Genomic DNA, 19,492 nt, shown 5'->3' with positions numbered 1-19,492 from the left:
ATGATCAGCGGCTGCTTCGTGAGGTTCGACCCCGAAGCACTCCCACGAGACGCTGCAGGTCGTTTCCGTCACGTTCAACGCGCCAGCTTGCCCAGATTTCGGTACCTGGCAGAAGGGAGGTATTGCCGCTGGCGACAGGGATAACCGCGTGCACTCGTTTGCTGGCTAAATGTCTGGCGAGTGGTTGCGACATCAATGCGCCACCAAGACCTGTGGCTACAAGCTCTAGTGTCGCTTTGGCGTTCTTTGGCATCCACGAGGGATCTTTCCACTCCTGGGCGTTGGGCCACTCTCTGAAATGGTCAGGGTGGTCAATCAACGTTACGAGTGCGACTTCATCAAGGGTGACGGATTCTTGCTTCGCGAGTTCATGGTCGGAAGGCACCACAAGCGCGACTTTTTCTTCGTAAAGATGCATCGCATGACGCGAGCGAATCAGGTCGTTGCTTCCTTCTGGCGTTGCACCGTGCTCTACTCGCTCGAGCAGAAGATCCAGGGACTCACGGGCATCGGCTACCTCGTGCAGATCTACTGGCACTAGTTCGAGCGCCTGCTCGGGAACCGCGCGTGCCCAACGCTCTGCCCACTTGCTTGGTGCAACCCCGCGCACGAAACCAAGGTGAATGGTGGGCAAAACTTCGGCGGCGGCGGCAGCAGCAGCTTCGGCTGCTGCTTGTTGTTTCTTCGCCGCTAGTTTTTTGGCGGCCTGCTTCTGCGCTTGGGCCTGTTTGGTTCCCGGCAGCATGGGACGCTTGCCAGATCGAGGGGCACCGCCGCGGGGGGCATGGCGTTTTGGGGCTCGACGGTTCACGGCGCTACTTCCGAGTAGATTTCATGGTCGTAGCCAAGCCGTGCTGACGAAAGTGCAATGCGGTAGTCGTCAGTTGCTTCGAGGTGACGCAACGGAGTGGCTTCATCAATGTAGTGGGGGAGTGCCTCGCGGGCGTGCCCCTGGGGAGGCAATCCGCTTGCTGGAACAACTCGCCACCAGCTGACAGCGTGCCCATACAAGGCGAGAACGCGCCCGACGGCGCGAGGCGCGTTCGACCCGAGAGCGTAGGCGATATCTCCGTAGGTCATTACACGACCAGCGGGAATGCGCCGCACGACGTCGAGTACTGCATCGACGAATTCTGGGCTTGGCATACCTCAAGCCTACGGCTAGTAGAACTAGCTGAAGCCAAGAACGCGGTTATCCGAGGGCTGAAACGCCAAGAAGTTTGCCGATGATGTAAGTGGCGGCGACGGCAATACCACCAAATAGGAGCTGCCTGCCAGCGCCTGCGAATGGGTTGCGGTCGGTGAACTTTGCGGCGACGAATCCAGCGATCAACAGACCAACGCCGCCGAAAACGAGTCCCCAGATCAGGTTGCCGAACGCGAAAAGGAAAGGAATCACCGGGATAATTGCGCCGATACTGAAGGCAATAAACGACGAAACGGCGGCCACCATTGGGGAGGGGCGCTCGTCAGGCCGAAGCCCAAGCTCATGGGCAAGATGCACCTTGAGTGCCTGCTCCGAGTTCGCATGCACCTGCGAGGCTGCATCGCGGGCGGTATCTTCGTGCATGCCCAGTGATTGGAACATGACTGACAGTTCCGCTTCTTCACCGACGGGGTTTCGCGAGAGCGCATCGCGCTCGGTCTGTACCTCGACCTCAAGCTGCTCATTCTGAGTTCTGACCGAAGTGTACTCGCCGAGTGCCATCGAAATTGCTCCGGCGATGAGACCAGAAATACCGGTGATCGCGACGATACCCGGTGCAGCACCCGCAGCGGCGATACCTGCGATCAGACCCACGTTTGAGACAAGTCCGTCCATTGCGCCGAAGACCGATGCCCGCAGCCAACCCGAACCGGCTGACGAAGAATGGGTGTGGTCGTACTCGTGCGGGTTCGCAATGTTTATTTCACTCACGAGGGGCAACGTTAGCAAGCAAACTCAGTGCGTGAGAACCCGCTTGTGATGCTTGGAATGGCGCGAAACTTGACTACGTCATGCCGAACATATTTAAGAGTGTTGACCGGCAAAAGGCCACGGGGAGACGTTCCAATGGGCGTGGGGCCCGGGGCCCTGAAATCACTTCTTGAGTTGCAAATGCAAGATCGGATACGGCTTGCCGTCTCCATCAACTTCGCTTCGCCCAATCTCTGTGAATCCCTTGCTGAGGTAAAAACCATGCGCGCCCGGATTCTGCTCATTCACGTCAACCCGCTGCACATCAAATCTCTCTATCGCCGCACGCAAGAGAGCCGATCCAACGCCACCACCGCGTTCCGCATCGTCGACAAACAGCATTTCGAGGTTGTGATCTGCCACGCCCGCGAAACCGACCACGACACCATCCCGTTCCGCAAGCAGCAAACTCACTGCGGGGAAGTACGCGGGGACCAGGTGGCTCTCAATCTCAAGAAAATCTGATTCCGAAAGAAAGTTGTGGGTAGCGCGAACTGCACTGCGCCAAATCTCTACGAGTCGCGGATACTCCTCGACGCCGTGAGGCTCGCGAATTGAAAGTGGGGTGTTCATCTTGTGATCTTTCGTGCGAAGTGAATTTGCATACTCTGCAACAGCCCTCGAATAGAGAGGCAGCGTTGGAGCGAGCGCAAGCAGTGCCGTGCGCAGGGCGGCCGTTGAATCGCCCGCATCATGCAAAGCAAGGGCGAGAAATGCCTGCGCCGCATCGCCCGTGATTTCGTCGGCGCTCTGACCGCTGAGCAGATCCACCGCGGCCCCTGCGTTGCCCACGTTTCGAAGCGAACTTGCCAACTGGATGATGGCCTGCGGACGTCGAGGCCCGCTGAGCCCGTGATCGAGGGCGGCCCGATACAGGGGGATCGCTTCGGCCTCTCGGCCAAGAAAATCATGTACGGAAGCCCACTCATAGAGGGCTGCTGGGTCGTCAGCGTCACGTTCGGCAACGAGCGCGCGCATTGTCTCTAGCGCGAGCTCTGGCTGCTCGCTGCTGGCGGTCTGCCAGAAACGATCAACGCGTTCATCCCAATTCGCGGCCATACAGTTCAGACTACATCCTGAAGTGAAGCAACTTTCAGACGACAGAAGTTGGCGCTATCAGCTCAGCAAACGCAATTGCCTGTGCCCGCTGTGTACGCGATGCTTGCGGATTTAGGGCCTCGCACCAAGATGGATAGACACGAAAACCGCGTTTGCCGGGTATGCCAGGAGCGCTGACTACACGAAGCGATAAAAGGTGCTCGCGAGTAAAACTAAAGACACCGAAACGGTCACCCTCTGAGACGAACACCTTGAGCCCAACACACTCGTCATCGCCCGAAAACGGTTCAGTAGTGCCGTCGAGCGCTCGCCGCCAGAATGCTAAAAATGCACCGGGCTTGTTTGGTGTGATTCGTGCGGTGCGAATGTGCCAAAGCTGTGAATTGATTTCGAGCTGTGCTGACTCGTAATCACTATTCTGCGTCTCAGGGGCAAGCGATCCGAGATTAACGCGGTCTACACTCAATGCTCGATACCGCTCAATCGCAGTGAATGCGGTAGTTGCCATGAGATCAGGCGCCTGTCTCGGTGAAAGCAATTGGCGTGCCCTGGTGAAAAAAGCACTGCACAGTCTCACCCACACGACGCCAAAGAGCTGAACGCAGACTCTGCTTCCCAGCAAAGCTCAGTCGATAACTCACCAGCACTACATCGGGTGCAATCTCGCGAGCAGCACGTTCCCTCATGATCATCGAAGGAGGTGCTGGAGGTTCCGCGACAAGAGCCTCAACCACTGAGCGACGGGACCAATGCACACCAGACTGCCCGATTTCGGTGAAGTCAGGAGCAAGCAAAGCTTCAACACGGGCCGCATCTCCACGAACCTGCGGTGAGAGCAATGCTTCTTCGCCTCGCCAAGCAAGCTGAATCAAGGCTTCATTTTCGGGGTATTCAGTGGGGGAATTTCTTTCGGTTTCATCGAGTCGACTGACCGAATCATTCTGGGTCATGGTTTGGCCTCCTGAACACAATTCTGCCCTGTTACAGGCGAGGGGGCAGAGAGAAAACCTCTCTGCCCCCTCAGCTGTGGCCGATCACCGAGCTATTTGATCAGTGGCGTCGTGCCCTGGCCGCAAGCATTGACGCTACACCGGCGACGGCGGCGAGCACCGCTCCGGCAATGACGAGCCACGGTGTATCCGAGCCGGTATTTGCGATTGGGTCAAGACCGTTCGATCCACCGGTTGAACCGGTGCCACCGTCTGCTGCACCGTTTGCTCCACCGTTTGAGCTCCCGTTAGAGCCCCCGTTAGAGCCCCCGTTAGAGCCACCGTTAGAGCCTCCGTCGCTCCCGTCGCCACCCTCTGATCCGCCATTGTCGGTGACCGTGAAGGTGCGAACCTCGGAATACTCGACGCCCCCGTAGGGTCCGGTAGTGCGCGCATACCAGCTGTGCTCGCCGGGCTTCACCTTGTTCCAGGTCACACTCGCGGTCTCGCCGCTGCGTACGTCTTCGGCGCACGCAATGGTCTTGCCAGTGAGAATGTCTGCCTTGAAAGCGTCAGTTGAGAGAGTTTTTGCTGCAGAAACGAGGTTTCCAGCCGCATAGGGAATCTCGAACTCCTGCATTCCGGGAGGGCTGTTCAACGATGGCTCTTCAGAGTTGAAAAGATCGCGAGACGGTGAGTACGTGCGAACGATAATCTTGCCATTTTCATTGTCGAAGTGCAGCAGGCGCAAGAAGCCCTGGCCGCCCTCGGCAAGTCCCTGGTAGTCAAAGAGCATTGAATACACGGTGCGATCGGCCAAGCCATCACCATCGTCATCAAACTCGTCTTGGCGGGTATACGCGTCGTGGTAATGGCCAGATGCGACCGAAACAACGTTCGCGTTTGGCGCTACGACCTCGTCATAGATTCGCTGCGGAATCGGGCCGAGGCCACCGGTAGTGAGCATGAACTCGTGCAGGTTAATCATGACCTTGCGCTCGGGGTACTGCTGAATAACCGAGTTCATCCAGGCAATATCTTCCGAGTTGGAGGCGTCATTGTTTGGATCTGGCCAGCCCATGTAGAGCATCAGCAGGTCAATGCCACCTGCGCTCACCAGATCGTAATGACCACGATTGTCCTTGTACGAGCCGCCGTACCAGGGGTTCCCAGAAAAGCGCTCTTCGCCGAAGTAATTCCCGTAATTGGTGTAGTCACCGTCAAAATGCCCGACATCATGGTTGCCTGCAAGCACGCCGTATGGCAGACCAGCATCATCGAGCTTCTGGTATGCCGCATCAGCGTTGTCCCACTGGAAAGATTGATCGAAATTGTCGACGATGTCGCCAGTGTGCGTCATGTACTGAATGTTCAGATTCTCACGCTCTTTGAGCACAAAATCGTGAATGTTCACTTGGTGCTGGTACCACGTATCTGAGCCACCAGTGCCGGCCGGCTTGCCCTCGTTCTTGTTGTAGTACTGCGTGTCCGACTCCCAAGCGAGCGTGAAGTCGTAAGAATCACGAGGAGTCGCATCTGCGTTGAACGGGGTCACCGCAGAATCGCGATTGCTGAGGTCTGCGCCTGCCCAGCCCTCAGAATGCTGCACCAGGAAGGTCAACTTGCCATCGCTGACGTGCCCAGCAACCGGAACTTGCGCTTCGAGAGTGAACTCGGTTGGTGCGCCGCCGGTGGTCACATAGCGGTCAACTTCCTGCCAGGCGCCCTTGTCGGTTTGCACATAGAGCAGCACCTTCGCGTTAGAATTCGCCGATCCGCTCCACTGTACCCGAGCATCTGCACCCTTTTGCGAACCCTCGGGTGCCTCCACGGTGAAGAGCTGGTACGGCAACGCGGAGTCTGACGTTTCTGACACGCTCAGGCCGTCAACGCTGGTGAGCCTCGCCAGTTGCTCTGCGCTCAGCGCGGTAGCGTCGCTGCGATTGGTCGATCCAGCGTGCGCGATTGCACCGGTTGCCGAAGTGACCTGGCTGCTCTGCGGGTCGTAGCTGTACCCCTCTACGAAACATACGTCGAGGAGGTCATCAACGTTTGAAACGGGTACGCCCTCGAGCTTCACTGAACTGCCAGAAATCTTCGCGCCGTGCTCTGGGCTGGTCAGTGTGGTCGTCGGTTTCTCGTTAGGCGTGGTGAACTCAATCGTTTTGGTTGCGACGTTGCCGGCAACGTCAGTTGCCGTAATCGCGAGCGAATGGGTGTCTGGCGAGAGCGTGAGCGACGAGGTATCAAAAGGAATCGAAATGGGGTCACCGTCGAGCGTTGCCTTGACTGTGTCGAGACCGGATCCCGAGTCAGTGGCCGACGCATCGATCGTAAAGTCACCTCGGTACTGCGTGTTGTCTTCGATCGGGCTCGAAATCACAGGCGCGGTGTTGTCGACGAGTACGGTGCGGGTGACACTCTCGCTGCCAACGCTTGCGGTTACTTGGTGTGGGCCATCTGCGACTGCCATCGAGTCCCAGACCTTTGCGGTCGAGTTGAACGCGTCTTCCGGAATCGTGAACGTCGCAAGGTAGTACACCAGATCGTTGTCGGTGAGGTTGATGCGTTCAGCCGAATCGCTTGGGCAGTCAATAGCGCGAAGCGGTTTCACTTCTCCGGCACCCTCGCATGAGCTTGGCAGTAGCACACGGCCATCGGGCAGCGCGAGCCTCGGATTCATGAACGAGAAATCATCATTATTTTCGTTCACATCTGGTTGCGGCCAAGCTTTGGTGCCTGAGTACACGCCAATGGTCAGCGCTTCGCCGGGGATCACCTCGCTCATCGGCACCTCGGCGTCGACCGTGACGATTTTGTCGTAGTAGCCCTCGTCAAAGATTCGAAGCACATTGTCACCGTGCTTAATGCCGTTGCGGAAGAACGCATCAGTGGCGGTCGCCTCAATCGCGAACTTTGGTGCGCGCTCAAGCGAGCGAACTCCATCGCTCACCGCAGTGCCATCGACGCTGAGAGAGAGGCCAGCCACATTGTCTGCAGAGGTTGCGACGAGTGGCGTCTGGCCGCTCACATACTGTCCATCGTTAACATTCAGACGCACCGGATCGAGCTCGCCGTCGGTCAACGCAACCCGCACTGGGCCAAGCGTGCTGCTCTGGTGACCGTCACTGGCAGTAACTGTGTATTCAATCCACTGCTTGCCAAAGAGGTCGACCTGGGGAATCGTGTGACGGTATTCATCGGCCGCGCCAAAGGCAAGGTTCCGAGTTTCTGAGTGACCGAGGTTGTCGGTCACTTCAAGAGTGACCCGGCGCACCAGAGAGTCATCGCTGATCAAAAAATCTAGCGCAAGATCCTGCGCTACTGGAACGCCAGGGGTTACCGTGCGGTCCGTGATTTCAGGTGCTGCGCCTGCCTCTGGAAATTGCACAAATGCGTCTGGGATCTGACCGGTGCTGACAGCGCCAGGGCTGGGGGTTTCAAGCCCGAGCATGGTCTGGGTGCTGCCCGCCGGATCTGCTGGGCTCCACATCGGAGTGCTTGTTGCCGGATTCCAGGCGTACTGAATCGCGGTAGTCGGTGTGGTTTGCGCATCGTTGAAATAGTATGCGCGACTCACGTCGTGCCCCGACTTTGTCATGAGCTGGAGGCCGCGCGATCCACCGTTAGACATACCTGCTGACTTGATCACGAGCAAATTTTCGCCCAACACAAGCTCGCTGCCGAACTCTGAGTTGAAGCGATCTGTGTCATATCCGGCCGCAAGCACAGCCGGGTTTTGTACCCAGAGCACCAGGGTGTTGCCCGGTTGAATGACCGGTTCGCCGGGACCGGCTGGCCAGAGCGTCGACGAGTTTGTGGTTGGGTTTGTTAGGTCGTTGTCGGTCGTGAGGTAATTCAGTACGTAGTCTCCGAAATTCACCGGTGCGTTCGAAGCATTGTAGATCTCGATGAATTCGAAGGCATCTGAGCCCGAAACGTTCGCCGTGTCGGGGGCCACCTCGGTGATCTGGAGCACGGGAGCTCCAAGTGACGGATTTGTTGGTTTGGTGAGCAGACTGGTCACCTGTTCGATGGTGATGCTGCCGGGAGTGGGGCTCGCGGTCGCACCGGTGATGTCGTATTCGGTGAGGCGTGAGTCAACACTGTCGAGTTCGTTTGGCACCGCAAATTGCGCGTTCCAATGGGTTTTGGAGTTTCCATCATCTGCGGGAACCCAGGCTCGGGTGAGCGTCTTTCCGGAAGCATCAGTGACGCTAAAACCGCGGTCTCCGCCGTTTGCGAAACCTGCTTGCGGCCCAAAACGGAACACTTGCACGTCTTCGGAAACGCCATAGAAGGCACGGAATTCGTCTTTCGTGAGTGATTGTCGGCTATCGCCTGGCGCGTAGTTCATCCAGAACACGGCAATCCCGCCCGCCGGGATAACTGTCGGAGCATCGTTCTCTCCGTCAAGGTGAATCAGAGGCTGTACGGTGCCTGTGTTCCACTGGCTCGTGTGGTAGCGAAGTTGAATTCCTGCTGCATCAAGGTCGATCGGCTGATCGGTCGTGTTGGTGACCTCAAGATACTCGTAATTATCGGCGCCAACATTGTCGCCGTTGATCTCGGTAATGACTAGCGGCCAGTGCGCGCCAGCGTTTCCTGAGGTGCCAGTGGTCGGTGCTTCCTCTGGTGGGGCGATAGGGGGCGTTGGATCATCAGGAACCGGTTCTTCGCCGGTCTCGGCGGGTGATTCTTCGCCAGTGCCCGGCTCGGTTGTGCCCGGCTCTGTTGTGCCTGGGTCGGTTGTGCCTGGGAGCTCAGTTTCTGGCGTGCTTGGTTCTACTTCGCTGTTGGGCGGTGCGGTGGAGTTGCTGTTCGCGGTGTCTTCGGCGAATGCTGAGGATGGCATTGTGAATGTGACACCGGAGCAAATTGCGGCGCTGACAAATGCGACTGCAACCGCGCCGGCTCCAAGGCGGGAAAGGGGGAGAGGGCTCATTGAAAGAGAAAACCTGTTCGTCTGCGGAAGGATGGCCGCAGACAATTGTGGGAGTCTCAGTTAGCCCAGAGGTTGCCCCAAATGAATCCTTGTTGACTTTGCAGCTGCGGCTCAGTGAACAGCTGCTTGAAAAACCGTATCTTGGGCGAGTGCTCGGTGCCGTTCCCAGGAAAACATGGCATTTCACGTCGTTGCTCTCGCGAGCGTCACCACGCTCAGCCCATCATTAGTTGCCGTTGCCGTTGCCGTTGCCGTTGCCGTTGCCGTTGCTGGGTGCGTGGTCTGCCGTGACCCGTGCACCGATCGCCGCAGCAAGAATGATGGCCGGGTGTGCGACAGCGAGGTAGAGCCCAGGCGTGCCTGCCGCCGGGCCAACGATCGGCTCACCGTTTCGAGGCATCGGGCGATCCACAACGGTCGCGCGTTCAAGGCGTACGCTTTTTGTGTCGACAAAAGTCTCGTGAATGGCGTCGAGCACATCAGGTACCAGCAGCGTTGGATCGCCGGAAAACCCTGCCGGCACATCTTCGGCGGCCAACAACGTGGTGTCGTTGAGCTGCCGCACCTCAACTGCTGGTGTCGAGAGAATGCCGTTCAACAGCGGAGCCTCCGTGCTGAAACGAATCAGACAGCACGGTGCCGGCACCAGATCCACCGCTGCCCCAACCGAAGCGGCGAGGTCGGCCGAAGCAGTTCCCGCAGCAAGAATGACACTTTCGGCGTGAATATCGCCAGCAGAGGTTTGCGCCCCGCTCACCCGGCCTTCTACGCACAGTAGCTCGGTGACTTTTGTATGCATCAGCAAGGTTGCGCCATTGCCTTTGGCGCTATCAAGTAGTGCGCGGGTGAGTGCAACGGGATCGACGCCAGCATCGTTTGTAGCGCGGGCCACGGCTGCGGGAGCGGCCTTGAGATTCGGTTCAAGCGCGAGAGTTTCGACTGAATTCAGCAACTGCATACTGTGACCAGCGGCCAAGTGATCAGCAACAAATTCTCGGGTCTCATCCTCAGATTCTTCCCACGAGATCGCACCAAATTGCCGATATTCAAAGCACTCGGGGGCGTCTGAGTGCTCCGAAAGTTCAGCGCGTAGGCGGTCCCATTCTTTCAGTGCGCTGCCGCGAAGGTCGCCCTGCTGAGCGCTGGCCGAGCTTTTTGCGAGGCCAAGCCAAGCGAACGACGAAGCGGTTACCTGCGAACCGGCTTCGCCCTGCTCAATCACCGTGACTGTGTGCCCGGCGCGAGAGAGGTGATGCGCGATGCTAGCGCCAACAATGCCTGCGCCGATAACAATGATGGTTTTCAATAGCTCGGATACACCACTTCAAGTTCAGGGAAAGAATCCGGCACAAAGCGTTCCAGCTTCTTGCCAACTTCTACATCGAGCACCAGGATCTGGGGGCTGAAAGGGTACAGCACTCGAGTGAAAAGACCCAGCTCATAGTCAAAAACCATGGTCCCTCGCATCGCGGGATCGCTGCCGTGCTCAAAGGTGAGCAGTAGTGAGTGCGATCCAACGCGCTCCGCAAGCATGGGGCGCAGGCCGTGATCGTGTGTTCCCTACCAAAGCAATCCTTCAGGGAAGAACGGGTCGAGCGATGAGGGTCGCTCGCTGAACATCGTCGTCTCGTGTTCGACAGGCTCGCCGCCGTGAAAGGCTGTCGCGTCTCGAAACTCATCGACGTAGCCCGACTCGTCTATCGCGAACCACTCACCGTTCGCCCGATCTACCTCGACATGCGACTGTTCGATACCCGAGGTCGACTGAACAATCACGCGAGCATGAAAGGGCGAAGTGCGTTGCAAGGCCTGTAGCTCGGGCAGCACCAGTACGCTTTCCTCAGGGGAGAGCACCCGGTCAAAGATCATGCTTCTGAGCGTAGCGGGAGAGCCTGGCGCGGTCGAACGGTGCAGTGGACCCTACGCGCTCGCCAGCTCGAGGATCTTCTTTGCGTGGGTCCACAGCAGAGCTCCGCCAGCATCGGAGAACACGGTTCTTGAAGCGCCCGGGATTCGTGAGGTGAGGGTCTCGCCGTGATCCGGTGAGTGACTGAGGTCACCAGCGCCGAAGAGCACCTGCGCCGGGCAGGAGATTGCATCAAAATCTAGCTGCCATGAGCGCATCGCGATCAGGGTGTCTGTCACGTAACCCGATCCATCGTTCATGAAACCCTCGGCCAGGCCGCGACGATAGAGCGAAAGAAATGGTTCGGCCTGGTAGAAACTCGCGTCATCAGCATTTGAGCCTGAGATGACCATTTCTTCCATTGCCTGCGCCGAAAATCCCCCGAGAATCGCGGCCGCTTCTTCGGGAGCTGATTGCGCGAGGTCCGCGAGCATCGTAGCTTCTGGGGGCAGCATGGCGTGGATTGCCGGATGCGCGAGCTCGTCGGCCGGAGAAACCAGAGTGAGGCTCGCCGTGCCGCCCATGCTCGCAAGCTTGAGCGCGAACACAGCGCCCTGCGAATTTGCGACTACCGGGATCGGTGCAGCTTTCTCGCCGAGAGCTGCCGCGACAAACGATCGGTAGTCGGCAGCGGTTGATTCAAGGGTTCGCGCGGGATCAGGCGTTGAATCGCCAAGGCCTGGCCGATCCATCGTGATGATGCGCAGCTTCATTGCTTCGAGCAGGTCGTCACCGAAAAGCATCGATTTGCCGGTGGCTGCGCCCGCGACAAAGAGGATCGGCTGGCCGTCGGCTGGGCCGAAGCTTCGGCCAGCGAGTACTCGCCCGTCAGTCGTAACCGTTTGGAGTTCTCGTTGGCACAGCATAGAAAAATCGTACAAGAGTGTGAGTGAGATCAGCTGAGTGAGGCTTGCTTCTGTTAGCGGTGGGCAGCGCCTAGCGCAGCCCACCGCCAGTTTTGGTCAGCGATCTAGATCGCGTCGCCCTGCACCGGCCCCTCGGTGTTTGGCTTCCAGCCGAGCGCGGGCGCGACATGCTTCGCGAACGATTCCATCACGTGGGCGTTGTACGAAACGCCCTGTCGGTTGGGGATCGCATGAATTAGATTTGAACGTGCCGATCGATAGTGACCCAGAAGAGACCCCATCGTTTGACTCTCCAGGAGGGGCTTGACTAACGGGACGCGAGAAGCGAGCCCATGTTTGGTTGGGGACGGTGTCCTCGACTGTGGCTCTAAGGACAGCAGTTGCCTGTGATCGTGCGCCCCAATTCGCGTTGATACAATTGCCTGCTGCATGTCCGTGCGGGTGCTGCAGGCGAAACGGCGTTGAATGTCGTACCTCGAATTTAGAATGAGGCAATGATCAAACCAAAAATTGTAAGCCTGTTTAGCGGCGTCGGCGGACTGGACTTGGGATTTGTTGACAGCGGGTTTGATGTCTCACTTGCCATAGACTCTGACCCTGCCGCCGTACTCGCTTACAACTTGAATTTTGGCCATAGGGCTAAGACGGTCGATGTAACCTCGGAAGACTATTACCAGAGTCTGAACGAGGTCGGGCATTGTGATGTACTACTTGGGGGATTTCCTTGCCAGGGGTTCTCGAAAGCCGGTCCGAAGCGAATCGATGACGTGCGAAACACGCTGTACCTCGCAATGATTCAGGCCTTGGAGAAGCTAAGACCCCCAATTTTCATCGCTGAAAATGTTGATGGCTTGTCACAAAACTTCAACGGCGAAATGTTGAGCCAGATTGTTCAGGACTGCGAGCAATCGGGTTATAAAGTTGAGTGGAAGATCCTCGACGCATCTTGGTTTGGGGTGCCACAGCACCGCAGGCGAATAATTATCGTCGGAATCCGTGAAGACCTTGCGAACGATTCACGCTTCATTTGGCCGGTGGCCGAGTATAGGCCGGTGCTCAGAAATGGCGAAAGGAATCTTGTAGAAGAATACCCTTCGTGGGCTAGTCAAGAAGACCTAAAGCCACCTCAGACCTTGAGAGATGCCCTTGTTGGGGCGCAGGACAAACCAGACCATGTTCTTGATGGAGTCGTATCCCCTAAAGTCAAGGCAATTCTGTCCAGGATCGGGCCTGAGCAGAAGCTATGCAACGTAAGGCACGACAAAGCTAGCGTCCGTACATGGGATATCCCAGATGTGTTTGGAGTGACTTCGGCCAAAGAGCGGCTCATTTTGGAGACGATTGCCCGAAATCGCCGCCATCGTAAATTCGGTGATATACCAAACGGAAACCCATTGGCTCGAGAAGTGATCGAAACGTTGGCTGGCGTTTGCATTTCAGATGCAGAGCTGCGGTCGCTTTCTGACAGGCGATATCTCAAGTGCATTGATGAAAAGTGGGATATCTCGGGTGCAAAGTTTGCATCAGGAATTTTTAGGCGACCAGCTCTCGATAGCCCGTCCCCGACTGTTCTTACTAGTTTTCACAATGCGAGATTTATGGCCCATCCGGTGGAGCCTCGACCGTTTTCGATCCGTGAAGTAGCTAGGCTCCAGTCATTTCCGGATTCCTTCCAGTTTCTTTCAGCCGGTGTCGAGGCCCTTGACGCATATCGGTTGATCGGGAACGCAGTCCCGCCACGGCTGGCCAAAAAAGTCGCGGAATCAGCGCGAACGCTACTACAAGGCCTAGAAGCGAGCGACCGGTATAATTCGCAAAGTGTGGCTAAATGAGGTTGATCTAACTAACGATGAAGTCGTAGCTGAATTTGACCAGTGGGTGACACCTGCTCTTGAAAGAATCAGAGACACTGAGAAGTTTGTTTCGCAGCTGGTTGGCTTAGATCGGGTTGTTGACGCTCTGAGTACTTCCCTCGAAACAGGTGAAGATATCGAGGACGTGATCGCTTCAGCGATAGAACGATTTTTGCGGGCGGGCACGACTTCCTCGGTTGAAGAAGTCGAAGCGGTGTTCGCTACACTTTCCTTGGTGACCGCTCAGTCAGATAACGCTGCGAAGTGTCAGTATCCTATTTGGCGACGGCGAAATGAAGGCGAATCATACCCCTTAGTCAAGCGCCGGGCTGTGCAGTGGGGCCCTGTGCCCCATGAGCTGAAGCAAGCAAAAGTTGCGTCGAATATTGTGGCGCTTTGGTCATGCGATAAGAGCGAGGCGTTAACGCTCGCAAAGTCCTACGCGAGCTTCTTGCTATCTGACCCGACAGATCAACGTCAATTGGAAGTTTTGCTGAGGTCATATCGGAGCGCCAAATCGGTTGACTCAAATGACGCCACGCTATTGTTGGCTCCGCTGGTGGCGTTCCAGGTTCGAGGGTCAGTTGCAGCGTCCGGAGGACATGGTCCGGAAGCGATTATGCGCGACTACTTGGTCGAATGGGGGCTTAGTTTTCCTGAGTGGTTCAACAACTCAGACGTGGTTGCGGCGCAACTTGCTGATTGGCTTCAGGAAAACGGGGACTCGACTGTTCGCCCGCACCAGCCGGAACGAGCGCTTGTCGATAGCCAAGGGGAAAAAGCAAAGACTCGAGGGTTTGATTTCGTAATTCCCTATCAGCTCCCAGATGTCTCAACTCGGGTTTTTGTCCAGTCCCAGTTTTATGCGGGTGATTCTGGCTCTGTGTCGCACAAGAACGTGGACCAAGCCGGGACTGCTAGGCGGGGAGCCGTTGCCCTGTTCCCTAACGCCCTCTTCGTTGAATTGGTTGACGGGGCCGGCTATTGTTCTTCGCTCCGCAAGGATCTAAGACACCTATTGTTTGCTGAAGATACAGCTGGATTTGTGCAGTTGCGCTCAATACCCATCCGCCTCCGTAGGCTGCTGCAACAAGCTGGGGTTATATCCCCGCTTGAAATTGCGGTGCTTATCAAAGAGGGAGCTGATACTAACGCGGCGCTGATGGAAATACTCTCCGGAAAAATGGATTCAGGCCAGGCTGACGACGCGGTCGCTCGGGCTCAAATTGCTGGATGGATCGAATCTGCGCCAAACGCTAGATGGGGCGTTGCGCCTGGAAAACATGATGTGGTCACTCAATATTTCATGCTGGATTCAGCAATATCTGTATCTAGGAGATTCACAGACCCTGCTCCGCAGGGGTCAATCTTTCTTCCAGGGTTTGGCCCAAGCTTTGGGGCGCCACCTGGAGAATTTGACCCCGCAGTGCTGGAATCTCGTTGGGTTGAGCTTGGCGTAATTGAGGTGGCTCCATGACTGCGTTGAATGCACTGCAGCAGATTATTAACCAGTTCTGTGAAGACGGGACTTTCAAGCCTGTGGAGCTTGAAATGCAGTCTTCCGAGACCGTGGCTCTAGTAAAAATACGATCGAATCCGCAAAGATTCCTCGCAAACATTTTTGACGGAGACTGGGCTGAGCTGGCCAGCCATCCGGACCCGGGTCCCATCCGGGTATTGCGTGTGATTCAAGGTAACGACGAAGTCGTTCGAGCGATTCTGCGACAAGGCCGCGCACTCTACGCATACCCGTTTCTATAGGACTAGTAATTCAATACCTCTGTGTATCTGAGGAATCTTGTGAGGGGTTTTTACTCCTCCCTAGATCACGTCGCCCTGCACCGGTCCCTCGGTGTTTGGCTTCCAGCCGAGCGCGGGCGCGACATGCTTCGCGAACGATTCCATCACGTGGGCGTTGTATTCAACACCCAGCTGGTTCGGCTGTGGATGACATTGCAAAGACTTCCCGAACTCTGCAACGATGAGTTCAGCCTGGCCTGTTTCCCACGAAGGTGTATTGATGTATTCCCTTGATATTTCAGATGCTCCACAGCGTGCAACGCGTTTCAGGGAATACCTCAGCCTGGTGCTCATGCTCTTGCCGCTTGTGGCTGTTGCGACCTTTCTCTCAGCCAACCCACGTGCATGGTCGACTGACTTCGACGTGTTCTTTTCGCAGGATAGAGAAATGCTTCGAAGCGATCCAGGTTGGATCCTTTCAGCGCTAGCGCTCGTTGCGGCGATCCTTTGCGCAGGTATAGGCGTGCTAGGAACGCGGGACAGCTGGAAGTACAACAGACGCTGGCAGAGAGGAGCGCTTGGCTCAGTCGCGGCCACCCTCACAGCTGTCCTGTTCAGTTCCTGGGGAATGACCCAGGCGATTGAGAGCGGCGCGAACGCAAACGTGAGCCTGGCAATGTTTGCCACAATGTGCGCAATGCTTTATGGCGTGCTGTGCGCAGCTATCTCGCCTCGTGACATCGTTGACGTGTGGTATTCGGAGGATGGTGAGTGCGGCGAAGTGTCGTCGTCACACTCACCGTAGCGCTTAGATCGCGTCTCCTTGCACTGGGCCTTCCCAGTTAGGCTTCCATCCCAGAGCCGGAGCTACGTGCTTAGCGAACGATTCCATCACGTGGGCGTTGTATTCAACACCCAGCTGGTTCGGAATGGTGAGCATGAGTGTGTCTGCGGCCATTACGGCTTCGTCGGCGAGGAGTTGCTCGACGAGGCGATCTGGGGTGTCGGCGTAGGTTTTGCCGAAGGTGCTGCGCATGCCGTCGATCACGCCGACCTGGTCGTTATTCTCACGCGAGCGCATGCCGAAGTACATTTCGTCTTCTTCGCTCACAATCGGGAACACGCTGCGACTCACACTTACGCGGGGTGTGCCAGTGTGCCCGGCTGCCTTGTAAGCTGCGCGGAAGCGCTCGATCTGCTCGCGCTGCAACTCGTGGAATGGCTGACCGGTTGCTTCGGTGAGTAGCGTGGAACTCATGAGGTTGAGCCCCTGGCGGCCGACCTGCTCGGCGCTTTCGCGCGATCCAGCGCCCCACCAAATTCGGTCGCGTAGGCCGGGCGCAATTGGCTCGATTGCGAGACGCTGCCCGGGGCCGACCATCTGGGGGTCGCCCTCGACGACCTTTTCGCCGTCGATGGCCTGCAAGAAAAGTTCGAACTTGTCGCGCGCGATATCGGCGCCACGGGGATCTTCTGATCCGGTGTAGCCAAATGCTTCGTAGCCACGAAGTGCAGTTTCGGGTGAACCGCGGCTAATGCCGAGCGCGATGCGCCTGCTTGAAATCAGGTCGAGGGTTGCTGCTTCTTCGGCAAGGTATAGCGGGTTTTCGTAGCGCATGTCGATGACGCCGGTGCCGACCTCGATGCGCTGGGTCTTTGCCGCCATCGCCGTAAGCAGCGGAATTGGTGCGGCTGCCTGCTTCGCGAAGTGGTGCACGCGAACGTAGGCGCCGTTCACGCCAATTTCATCTGCTGCCTGTGCCAGGTCGATGGTCTGGTGCAGCATGTCTGCTGCAGTGCGCGTTCTGCTGCCGCGCACGTTTGCGTAGTGTCCGAAGGAAAGGAACCCGAATGCTCTCATGTCGGGTACAACATGTATGCGTTTGCAAGTATTCCCGGAATTATTTGCGCTGGATCGCTGGGTCTCTTTGCACGCCAACCGCAGCGCGCAAAGAGACCCTGATCCCTGTCTCTCGGTACCGAAGGATGATGTCCTCGGTACCAACGGGCGATTCGCCAGCCACCCGTCAAAATCTAGTTTTGAAACATGGATGAGCATTCACAACTGCCCAAAACCGTTGCCCGCGTTGAAAACCTGAGCCGCTACTACGGCAATGGAGCGCACCGAGTCACCGCGCTCGACGACATCTCACTCAGCCTGAAACAGGGCGAGTTCACCGCAATCATGGGCCCATCAGGTTCAGGAAAATCGACACTGATGCACGTGCTCGCTGGTCTCGATAGCCCGAGCGAAGGCCGCGTTTGGCTCGGCCAAGACGAAATCACAAGACTTGGTGACGCCGAACTGACCAGACTGCGCAGACGCCGGATCGGCTTTGTCTTTCAAGCCTTCAACCTCGTGCCAACACTTGACGTAATGGGCAACCTTCGACTGCCCTTCGAACTCGGCGGCAACGGTCCTACCGTCGCTGATCAAGCGCGTATCGACTCATTGATCGCGAGACTCGGCCTAGACGGGCGTCAAAAACATCGACCGCACGAGCTCTCGGGCGGTCAACAGCAGCGAGTCGCAATTGCCCGGGCACTTGCCACCAGCCCAGACATCATCTTTGCCGACGAACCCACCGGCGCGCTCGATTCACGCACCGGTCGTGAAGTTCTTGGCCTTCTGCGCGACGCTGTCGACAACGCAGGCCAGAGCATCGCAATGGTCACCCACGACCCAATCGCTGCGAGCCATGCCGACAGGATCGTGTTCATCGGTGACGGGAAAATTGTCGCCGACCGCTCCGCAATGAGCGCATCCGCCATCTCAGAAACCATGCTGAACCTGGAGAGTGTGCAGGCATGAAACGCGAACAACTACGCGAACACGCAGCCACGATTGTCGTAGCCGCACTGAGCTCACTTTTTGCGGTCGCGCTGATCCTCGGGGTCGACATTATGGTGACCGCGATGGATCCAGCTCTCGTCGAAGAAAAAGGCACCTTTTGGATGGTGCTGATGCTAGTCGCCCTCATCTTTATTCTGATCGCGCTCTACGTTGGCTCGATTGTGACAGCGAATACCTTCTCGACGATTATCGCCGGACGCACCAGAACCATCGCGCTCTACAGATTGATCGGCGCAACCTCAGCGAAGGTGCGCTCCCGTGTCGCCGCTGAAGGTCTTGTGACGGGGCTCATCGGCGCACTCATCGGCTTCGCGCTCGCCGAAGCGCTGATTGTATTTATGGCAACACTCGGGCCGACGCTCGGCTGGTTGCCACCGCGCGACAGCTACCCAGTTTTTAGCCCGCTGGCCATCGTCGCGGTCGTGATCGTGGCATTGACCACCTGGATCGCAGCGTGGTCCGGCTCTCGCCGAGTCGCCAAAGTCTCGCCGATCGAAGCAACCGGGGCCGCCGTTGAAATGACAGCAGAACAGGCAAGCCAGCGTGGCGGCCGCACTGTGTGGGCGATCCTGCTGATGCTGATCGGTATTGCGCTGATGGCACTCGGAATCGTGCTTGGCCTGATGACCCCACTCGCGCTCCTTATCTCGTTCTTTGGCGGACTGTTCTCATTCACCGGCCTCGCCCTCGGCGCGCACCTGGTGATGCCACCGCTCTTGCGGCTCGCGGGCCGCGCGCTCGGCAACGGTCCGACCGGCAGGCTTGCTGCCGCGAACGCTGTGCGCTTCCCCGAACGCAGCGCAAGAGCGACCATCGGTCTCGTGATCGGTGTCACCCTCGTCACAATGTTTGCTGTCGCGCTCGCGACCTACGAACGAATGGCTCTCGTAGCTTTTGCGCACGACGCCGAAATGGCAGCCGAGCTCTCGGGCACACTCGCAATCACAACAGCGATCTTCTCTGGGCTGGTTGGTTTCTCCGCAGTGATCGCTGCGGTCGGCATGGTGAACACGCTCTCGCTGGGAGTGCTGCAGCGTACCCGCGAACTTGGCCTGCTGCGCGCGCTCGGCTTCACCGGTAGCCAGGTGCGAGCGATGGTCATGGCTGAAAGCGTGCAGATGACCTTTGCAGCGCTTGGGTTCGGGCTGCTCCTTGGCACCTTCTACGGCTGGCTGGCCGCGCAATCACTCGTCGGCTCACAGGTGGGCCTGATGGCTCCGGTCGTGCCGTGGCCCGTGCTCGCATCGGTCGCCGTGCTGGGCGTGCTGCTCGCGCTCGGCGCGGCCGTCGCGCCCGCACGCAGGGCGATCCGCGTATCGCCTGTTGCCGCTCTCGCCGTCGACTAACTGAATCCCTGGAAGCTGTGTTCGCGCAGCTTCCAGG

At 57.6% G+C, this 19,492-nt stretch carries 18 protein-coding genes and 2 pseudogenes; 6 read left to right on the top strand and 14 right to left on the bottom strand.

The window, feature by feature from the left end:
* Positions 1 to 4: 4 nt before the first annotated feature.
* The 12 genes and pseudogenes from QBL02_RS02570 to QBL02_RS02515 all read right to left on the bottom strand — a co-directional run.
* Positions 5 to 745, bottom strand: coding sequence for a LysR family transcriptional regulator substrate-binding protein (locus tag QBL02_RS02570; RefSeq protein ID WP_282724784.1), 741 nt, complete (start codon positions 743 to 745; stop codon positions 5 to 7).
* A 62-nt stretch (positions 746 to 807) separates the two neighbouring features.
* Entirely contained in the window at positions 808 to 1,146 is a 339-nt protein-coding gene (locus QBL02_RS02565; RefSeq protein ID WP_282724783.1) for an MGMT family protein, read from the bottom strand.
* 46 nt (positions 1,147 to 1,192) lie between these two features.
* A complete protein-coding gene (locus QBL02_RS02560; protein WP_282724782.1) occupies positions 1,193 to 1,918 on the bottom strand; it encodes a VIT1/CCC1 transporter family protein in 726 nt (241 codons plus the stop codon).
* Positions 1,919 to 2,080: 162 nt separating this feature from the next.
* Entirely contained in the window at positions 2,081 to 3,016 is a 936-nt protein-coding gene (locus QBL02_RS02555; protein ID WP_282724781.1) for a tetratricopeptide repeat protein, read from the bottom strand.
* Between the two features lie 34 nt (positions 3,017 to 3,050).
* The gene (locus QBL02_RS02550; RefSeq protein ID WP_282724780.1) at positions 3,051 to 3,524 is read right to left on the bottom strand and encodes a MepB family protein; all 474 of its coding nucleotides are present in this window, start codon (positions 3,522 to 3,524) and stop codon (positions 3,051 to 3,053) included.
* Positions 3,525 to 3,528: 4 nt separating this feature from the next.
* Positions 3,529 to 3,966, bottom strand: a complete 438-nt coding sequence (locus tag QBL02_RS02545) for a DUF4440 domain-containing protein (RefSeq protein WP_282724779.1) — start codon at positions 3,964 to 3,966, stop codon at positions 3,529 to 3,531.
* A gap of 100 nt (positions 3,967 to 4,066) precedes the next feature.
* Positions 4,067 to 8,890 (bottom strand): lamin tail domain-containing protein, encoded by a 4,824-nt coding sequence (locus tag QBL02_RS02540; RefSeq protein WP_282724778.1) that lies wholly within the window; start codon positions 8,888 to 8,890, stop codon positions 4,067 to 4,069.
* Positions 8,891 to 9,116: 226 nt separating this feature from the next.
* Positions 9,117 to 10,196 carry an FAD-dependent oxidoreductase gene (locus QBL02_RS02535; protein WP_282724777.1) on the bottom strand — a complete coding sequence of 360 codons (1,080 nt, stop codon included), beginning with the start codon at positions 10,194 to 10,196 and terminating at the stop codon, positions 9,117 to 9,119.
* Positions 10,193 to 10,423: a hypothetical protein gene (locus QBL02_RS02530; RefSeq protein ID WP_282724776.1), complete on the bottom strand. Its 231-nt coding sequence runs from the start codon at positions 10,421 to 10,423 to the stop codon at positions 10,193 to 10,195. The genes QBL02_RS02535 and QBL02_RS02530 overlap by 4 nt, the downstream gene beginning before the upstream one ends.
* Positions 10,424 to 10,450: 27 nt before the next feature.
* Positions 10,451 to 10,759: a hypothetical protein gene (locus QBL02_RS02525; protein ID WP_282724775.1), complete on the bottom strand. Its 309-nt coding sequence runs from the start codon at positions 10,757 to 10,759 to the stop codon at positions 10,451 to 10,453.
* Positions 10,760 to 10,810: 51 nt separating this feature from the next.
* On the bottom strand, positions 10,811 to 11,662 hold the full coding sequence (locus QBL02_RS02520) for an alpha/beta hydrolase (RefSeq protein WP_282724774.1): 852 nt from the start codon (positions 11,660 to 11,662) through the stop codon (positions 10,811 to 10,813).
* A 104-nt stretch (positions 11,663 to 11,766) separates the two neighbouring features.
* Positions 11,767 to 11,901 (bottom strand): annotated as a pseudogene (locus QBL02_RS02515) (alkane 1-monooxygenase); the annotation flags it as partial.
* 255 nt (positions 11,902 to 12,156) lie between these two features.
* On the opposite strand from QBL02_RS02515, the gene dcm reads away from it, so the two are divergent.
* The 3 genes from dcm to QBL02_RS02500 are packed head-to-tail and all read left to right on the top strand — an operon-like array spanning position 12,157 to position 15,276.
* Positions 12,157 to 13,494: a DNA (cytosine-5-)-methyltransferase gene (gene dcm / locus QBL02_RS02510; RefSeq protein WP_282724773.1), complete on the top strand. Its 1,338-nt coding sequence runs from the start codon at positions 12,157 to 12,159 to the stop codon at positions 13,492 to 13,494.
* Entirely contained in the window at positions 13,481 to 14,992 is a 1,512-nt protein-coding gene (locus QBL02_RS02505) for a hypothetical protein (RefSeq protein WP_282724772.1), read from the top strand. Before dcm ends, QBL02_RS02505 begins: the two co-directional genes overlap by 14 nt.
* Positions 14,989 to 15,276, top strand: a complete 288-nt coding sequence (locus tag QBL02_RS02500) for a hypothetical protein (protein ID WP_282724771.1) — start codon at positions 14,989 to 14,991, stop codon at positions 15,274 to 15,276. The genes QBL02_RS02505 and QBL02_RS02500 overlap by 4 nt, the downstream gene beginning before the upstream one ends.
* A gap of 60 nt (positions 15,277 to 15,336) precedes the next feature.
* On the opposite strand, the pseudogene QBL02_RS02495 reads toward QBL02_RS02500, so the two are convergent.
* Positions 15,337 to 15,456, bottom strand: a pseudogene (locus tag QBL02_RS02495) (alkane 1-monooxygenase); the annotation flags it as partial.
* 79 nt (positions 15,457 to 15,535) lie between these two features.
* Here QBL02_RS02495 and QBL02_RS02490 point away from each other — a divergent pair.
* Positions 15,536 to 16,060, top strand: a complete 525-nt coding sequence (locus QBL02_RS02490) for a hypothetical protein (RefSeq protein ID WP_282724770.1) — start codon at positions 15,536 to 15,538, stop codon at positions 16,058 to 16,060.
* Positions 16,061 to 16,063: 3 nt separating this feature from the next.
* Here QBL02_RS02490 and QBL02_RS02485 read toward each other — a convergent pair whose 3' ends face one another.
* Positions 16,064 to 17,116, bottom strand: a complete 1,053-nt coding sequence (locus tag QBL02_RS02485; protein ID WP_282724769.1) for an LLM class flavin-dependent oxidoreductase — start codon at positions 17,114 to 17,116, stop codon at positions 16,064 to 16,066.
* A gap of 186 nt (positions 17,117 to 17,302) precedes the next feature.
* Between QBL02_RS02485 and QBL02_RS02480 the strand changes: the two genes are divergently transcribed.
* Together QBL02_RS02480 and QBL02_RS02475 are read left to right on the top strand one after the other, a co-directional pair.
* A complete protein-coding gene (locus tag QBL02_RS02480) occupies positions 17,303 to 18,067 on the top strand; it encodes an ABC transporter ATP-binding protein (RefSeq protein ID WP_282724767.1) in 765 nt (254 codons plus the stop codon).
* On the top strand, positions 18,064 to 19,455 hold the full coding sequence (locus QBL02_RS02475) for an FtsX-like permease family protein (protein WP_282724766.1): 1,392 nt from the start codon (positions 18,064 to 18,066) through the stop codon (positions 19,453 to 19,455). Before QBL02_RS02480 ends, QBL02_RS02475 begins: the two co-directional genes overlap by 4 nt.
* The last annotated feature ends 37 nt before the right edge of the window (positions 19,456 to 19,492 follow it).

Source organism: Leucobacter sp. UT-8R-CII-1-4 (genome assembly GCF_030010235.1).
Taxonomy (GTDB): Bacteria; Actinomycetota; Actinomycetes; order Actinomycetales; family Microbacteriaceae; genus Leucobacter.
This window is presented reverse-complemented; position numbering and strand designations above follow the sequence as displayed.

What these genes read in the sequence shown, in the direction of transcription:
- QBL02_RS02570 (WP_282724784.1), bottom strand. Translation starts at nt 745, where the DNA reads ATGCTGCCGGGAACCAAACAGGCCCAAGCGCAGAAGCAGGCCGCCAAA.
- QBL02_RS02490 (WP_282724770.1), top strand. Translation starts at nt 15,536, where the DNA reads ATGTATTCCCTTGATATTTCAGATGCTCCACAGCGTGCAACGCGTTTC.
- QBL02_RS02520 (WP_282724774.1), bottom strand. Translation starts at nt 11,662, where the DNA reads ATGCTGTGCCAACGAGAACTCCAAACGGTTACGACTGACGGGCGAGTA.
- QBL02_RS02530 (WP_282724776.1), bottom strand. Translation starts at nt 10,423, where the DNA reads ATGCTTGCGGAGCGCGTTGGATCGCACTCACTACTGCTCACCTTTGAG.
- QBL02_RS02550 (WP_282724780.1), bottom strand. Translation starts at nt 3,524, where the DNA reads ATGGCAACTACCGCATTCACTGCGATTGAGCGGTATCGAGCATTGAGT.
- QBL02_RS02475 (WP_282724766.1), top strand. Translation starts at nt 18,064, where the DNA reads ATGAAACGCGAACAACTACGCGAACACGCAGCCACGATTGTCGTAGCC.
- QBL02_RS02565 (WP_282724783.1), bottom strand. Translation starts at nt 1,146, where the DNA reads ATGCCAAGCCCAGAATTCGTCGATGCAGTACTCGACGTCGTGCGGCGC.
- dcm (WP_282724773.1), top strand. Translation starts at nt 12,157, where the DNA reads ATGATCAAACCAAAAATTGTAAGCCTGTTTAGCGGCGTCGGCGGACTG.
- QBL02_RS02555 (WP_282724781.1), bottom strand. Translation starts at nt 3,016, where the DNA reads ATGGCCGCGAATTGGGATGAACGCGTTGATCGTTTCTGGCAGACCGCC.
- QBL02_RS02485 (WP_282724769.1), bottom strand. Translation starts at nt 17,116, where the DNA reads ATGAGAGCATTCGGGTTCCTTTCCTTCGGACACTACGCAAACGTGCGC.
- QBL02_RS02545 (WP_282724779.1), bottom strand. Translation starts at nt 3,966, where the DNA reads ATGACCCAGAATGATTCGGTCAGTCGACTCGATGAAACCGAAAGAAAT.
- QBL02_RS02500 (WP_282724771.1), top strand. Translation starts at nt 14,989, where the DNA reads ATGACTGCGTTGAATGCACTGCAGCAGATTATTAACCAGTTCTGTGAA.
- QBL02_RS02525 (WP_282724775.1), bottom strand. Translation starts at nt 10,759, where the DNA reads ATGATCTTTGACCGGGTGCTCTCCCCTGAGGAAAGCGTACTGGTGCTG.
- QBL02_RS02540 (WP_282724778.1), bottom strand. Translation starts at nt 8,890, where the DNA reads ATGAGCCCTCTCCCCCTTTCCCGCCTTGGAGCCGGCGCGGTTGCAGTC.
- QBL02_RS02480 (WP_282724767.1), top strand. Translation starts at nt 17,303, where the DNA reads ATGGATGAGCATTCACAACTGCCCAAAACCGTTGCCCGCGTTGAAAAC.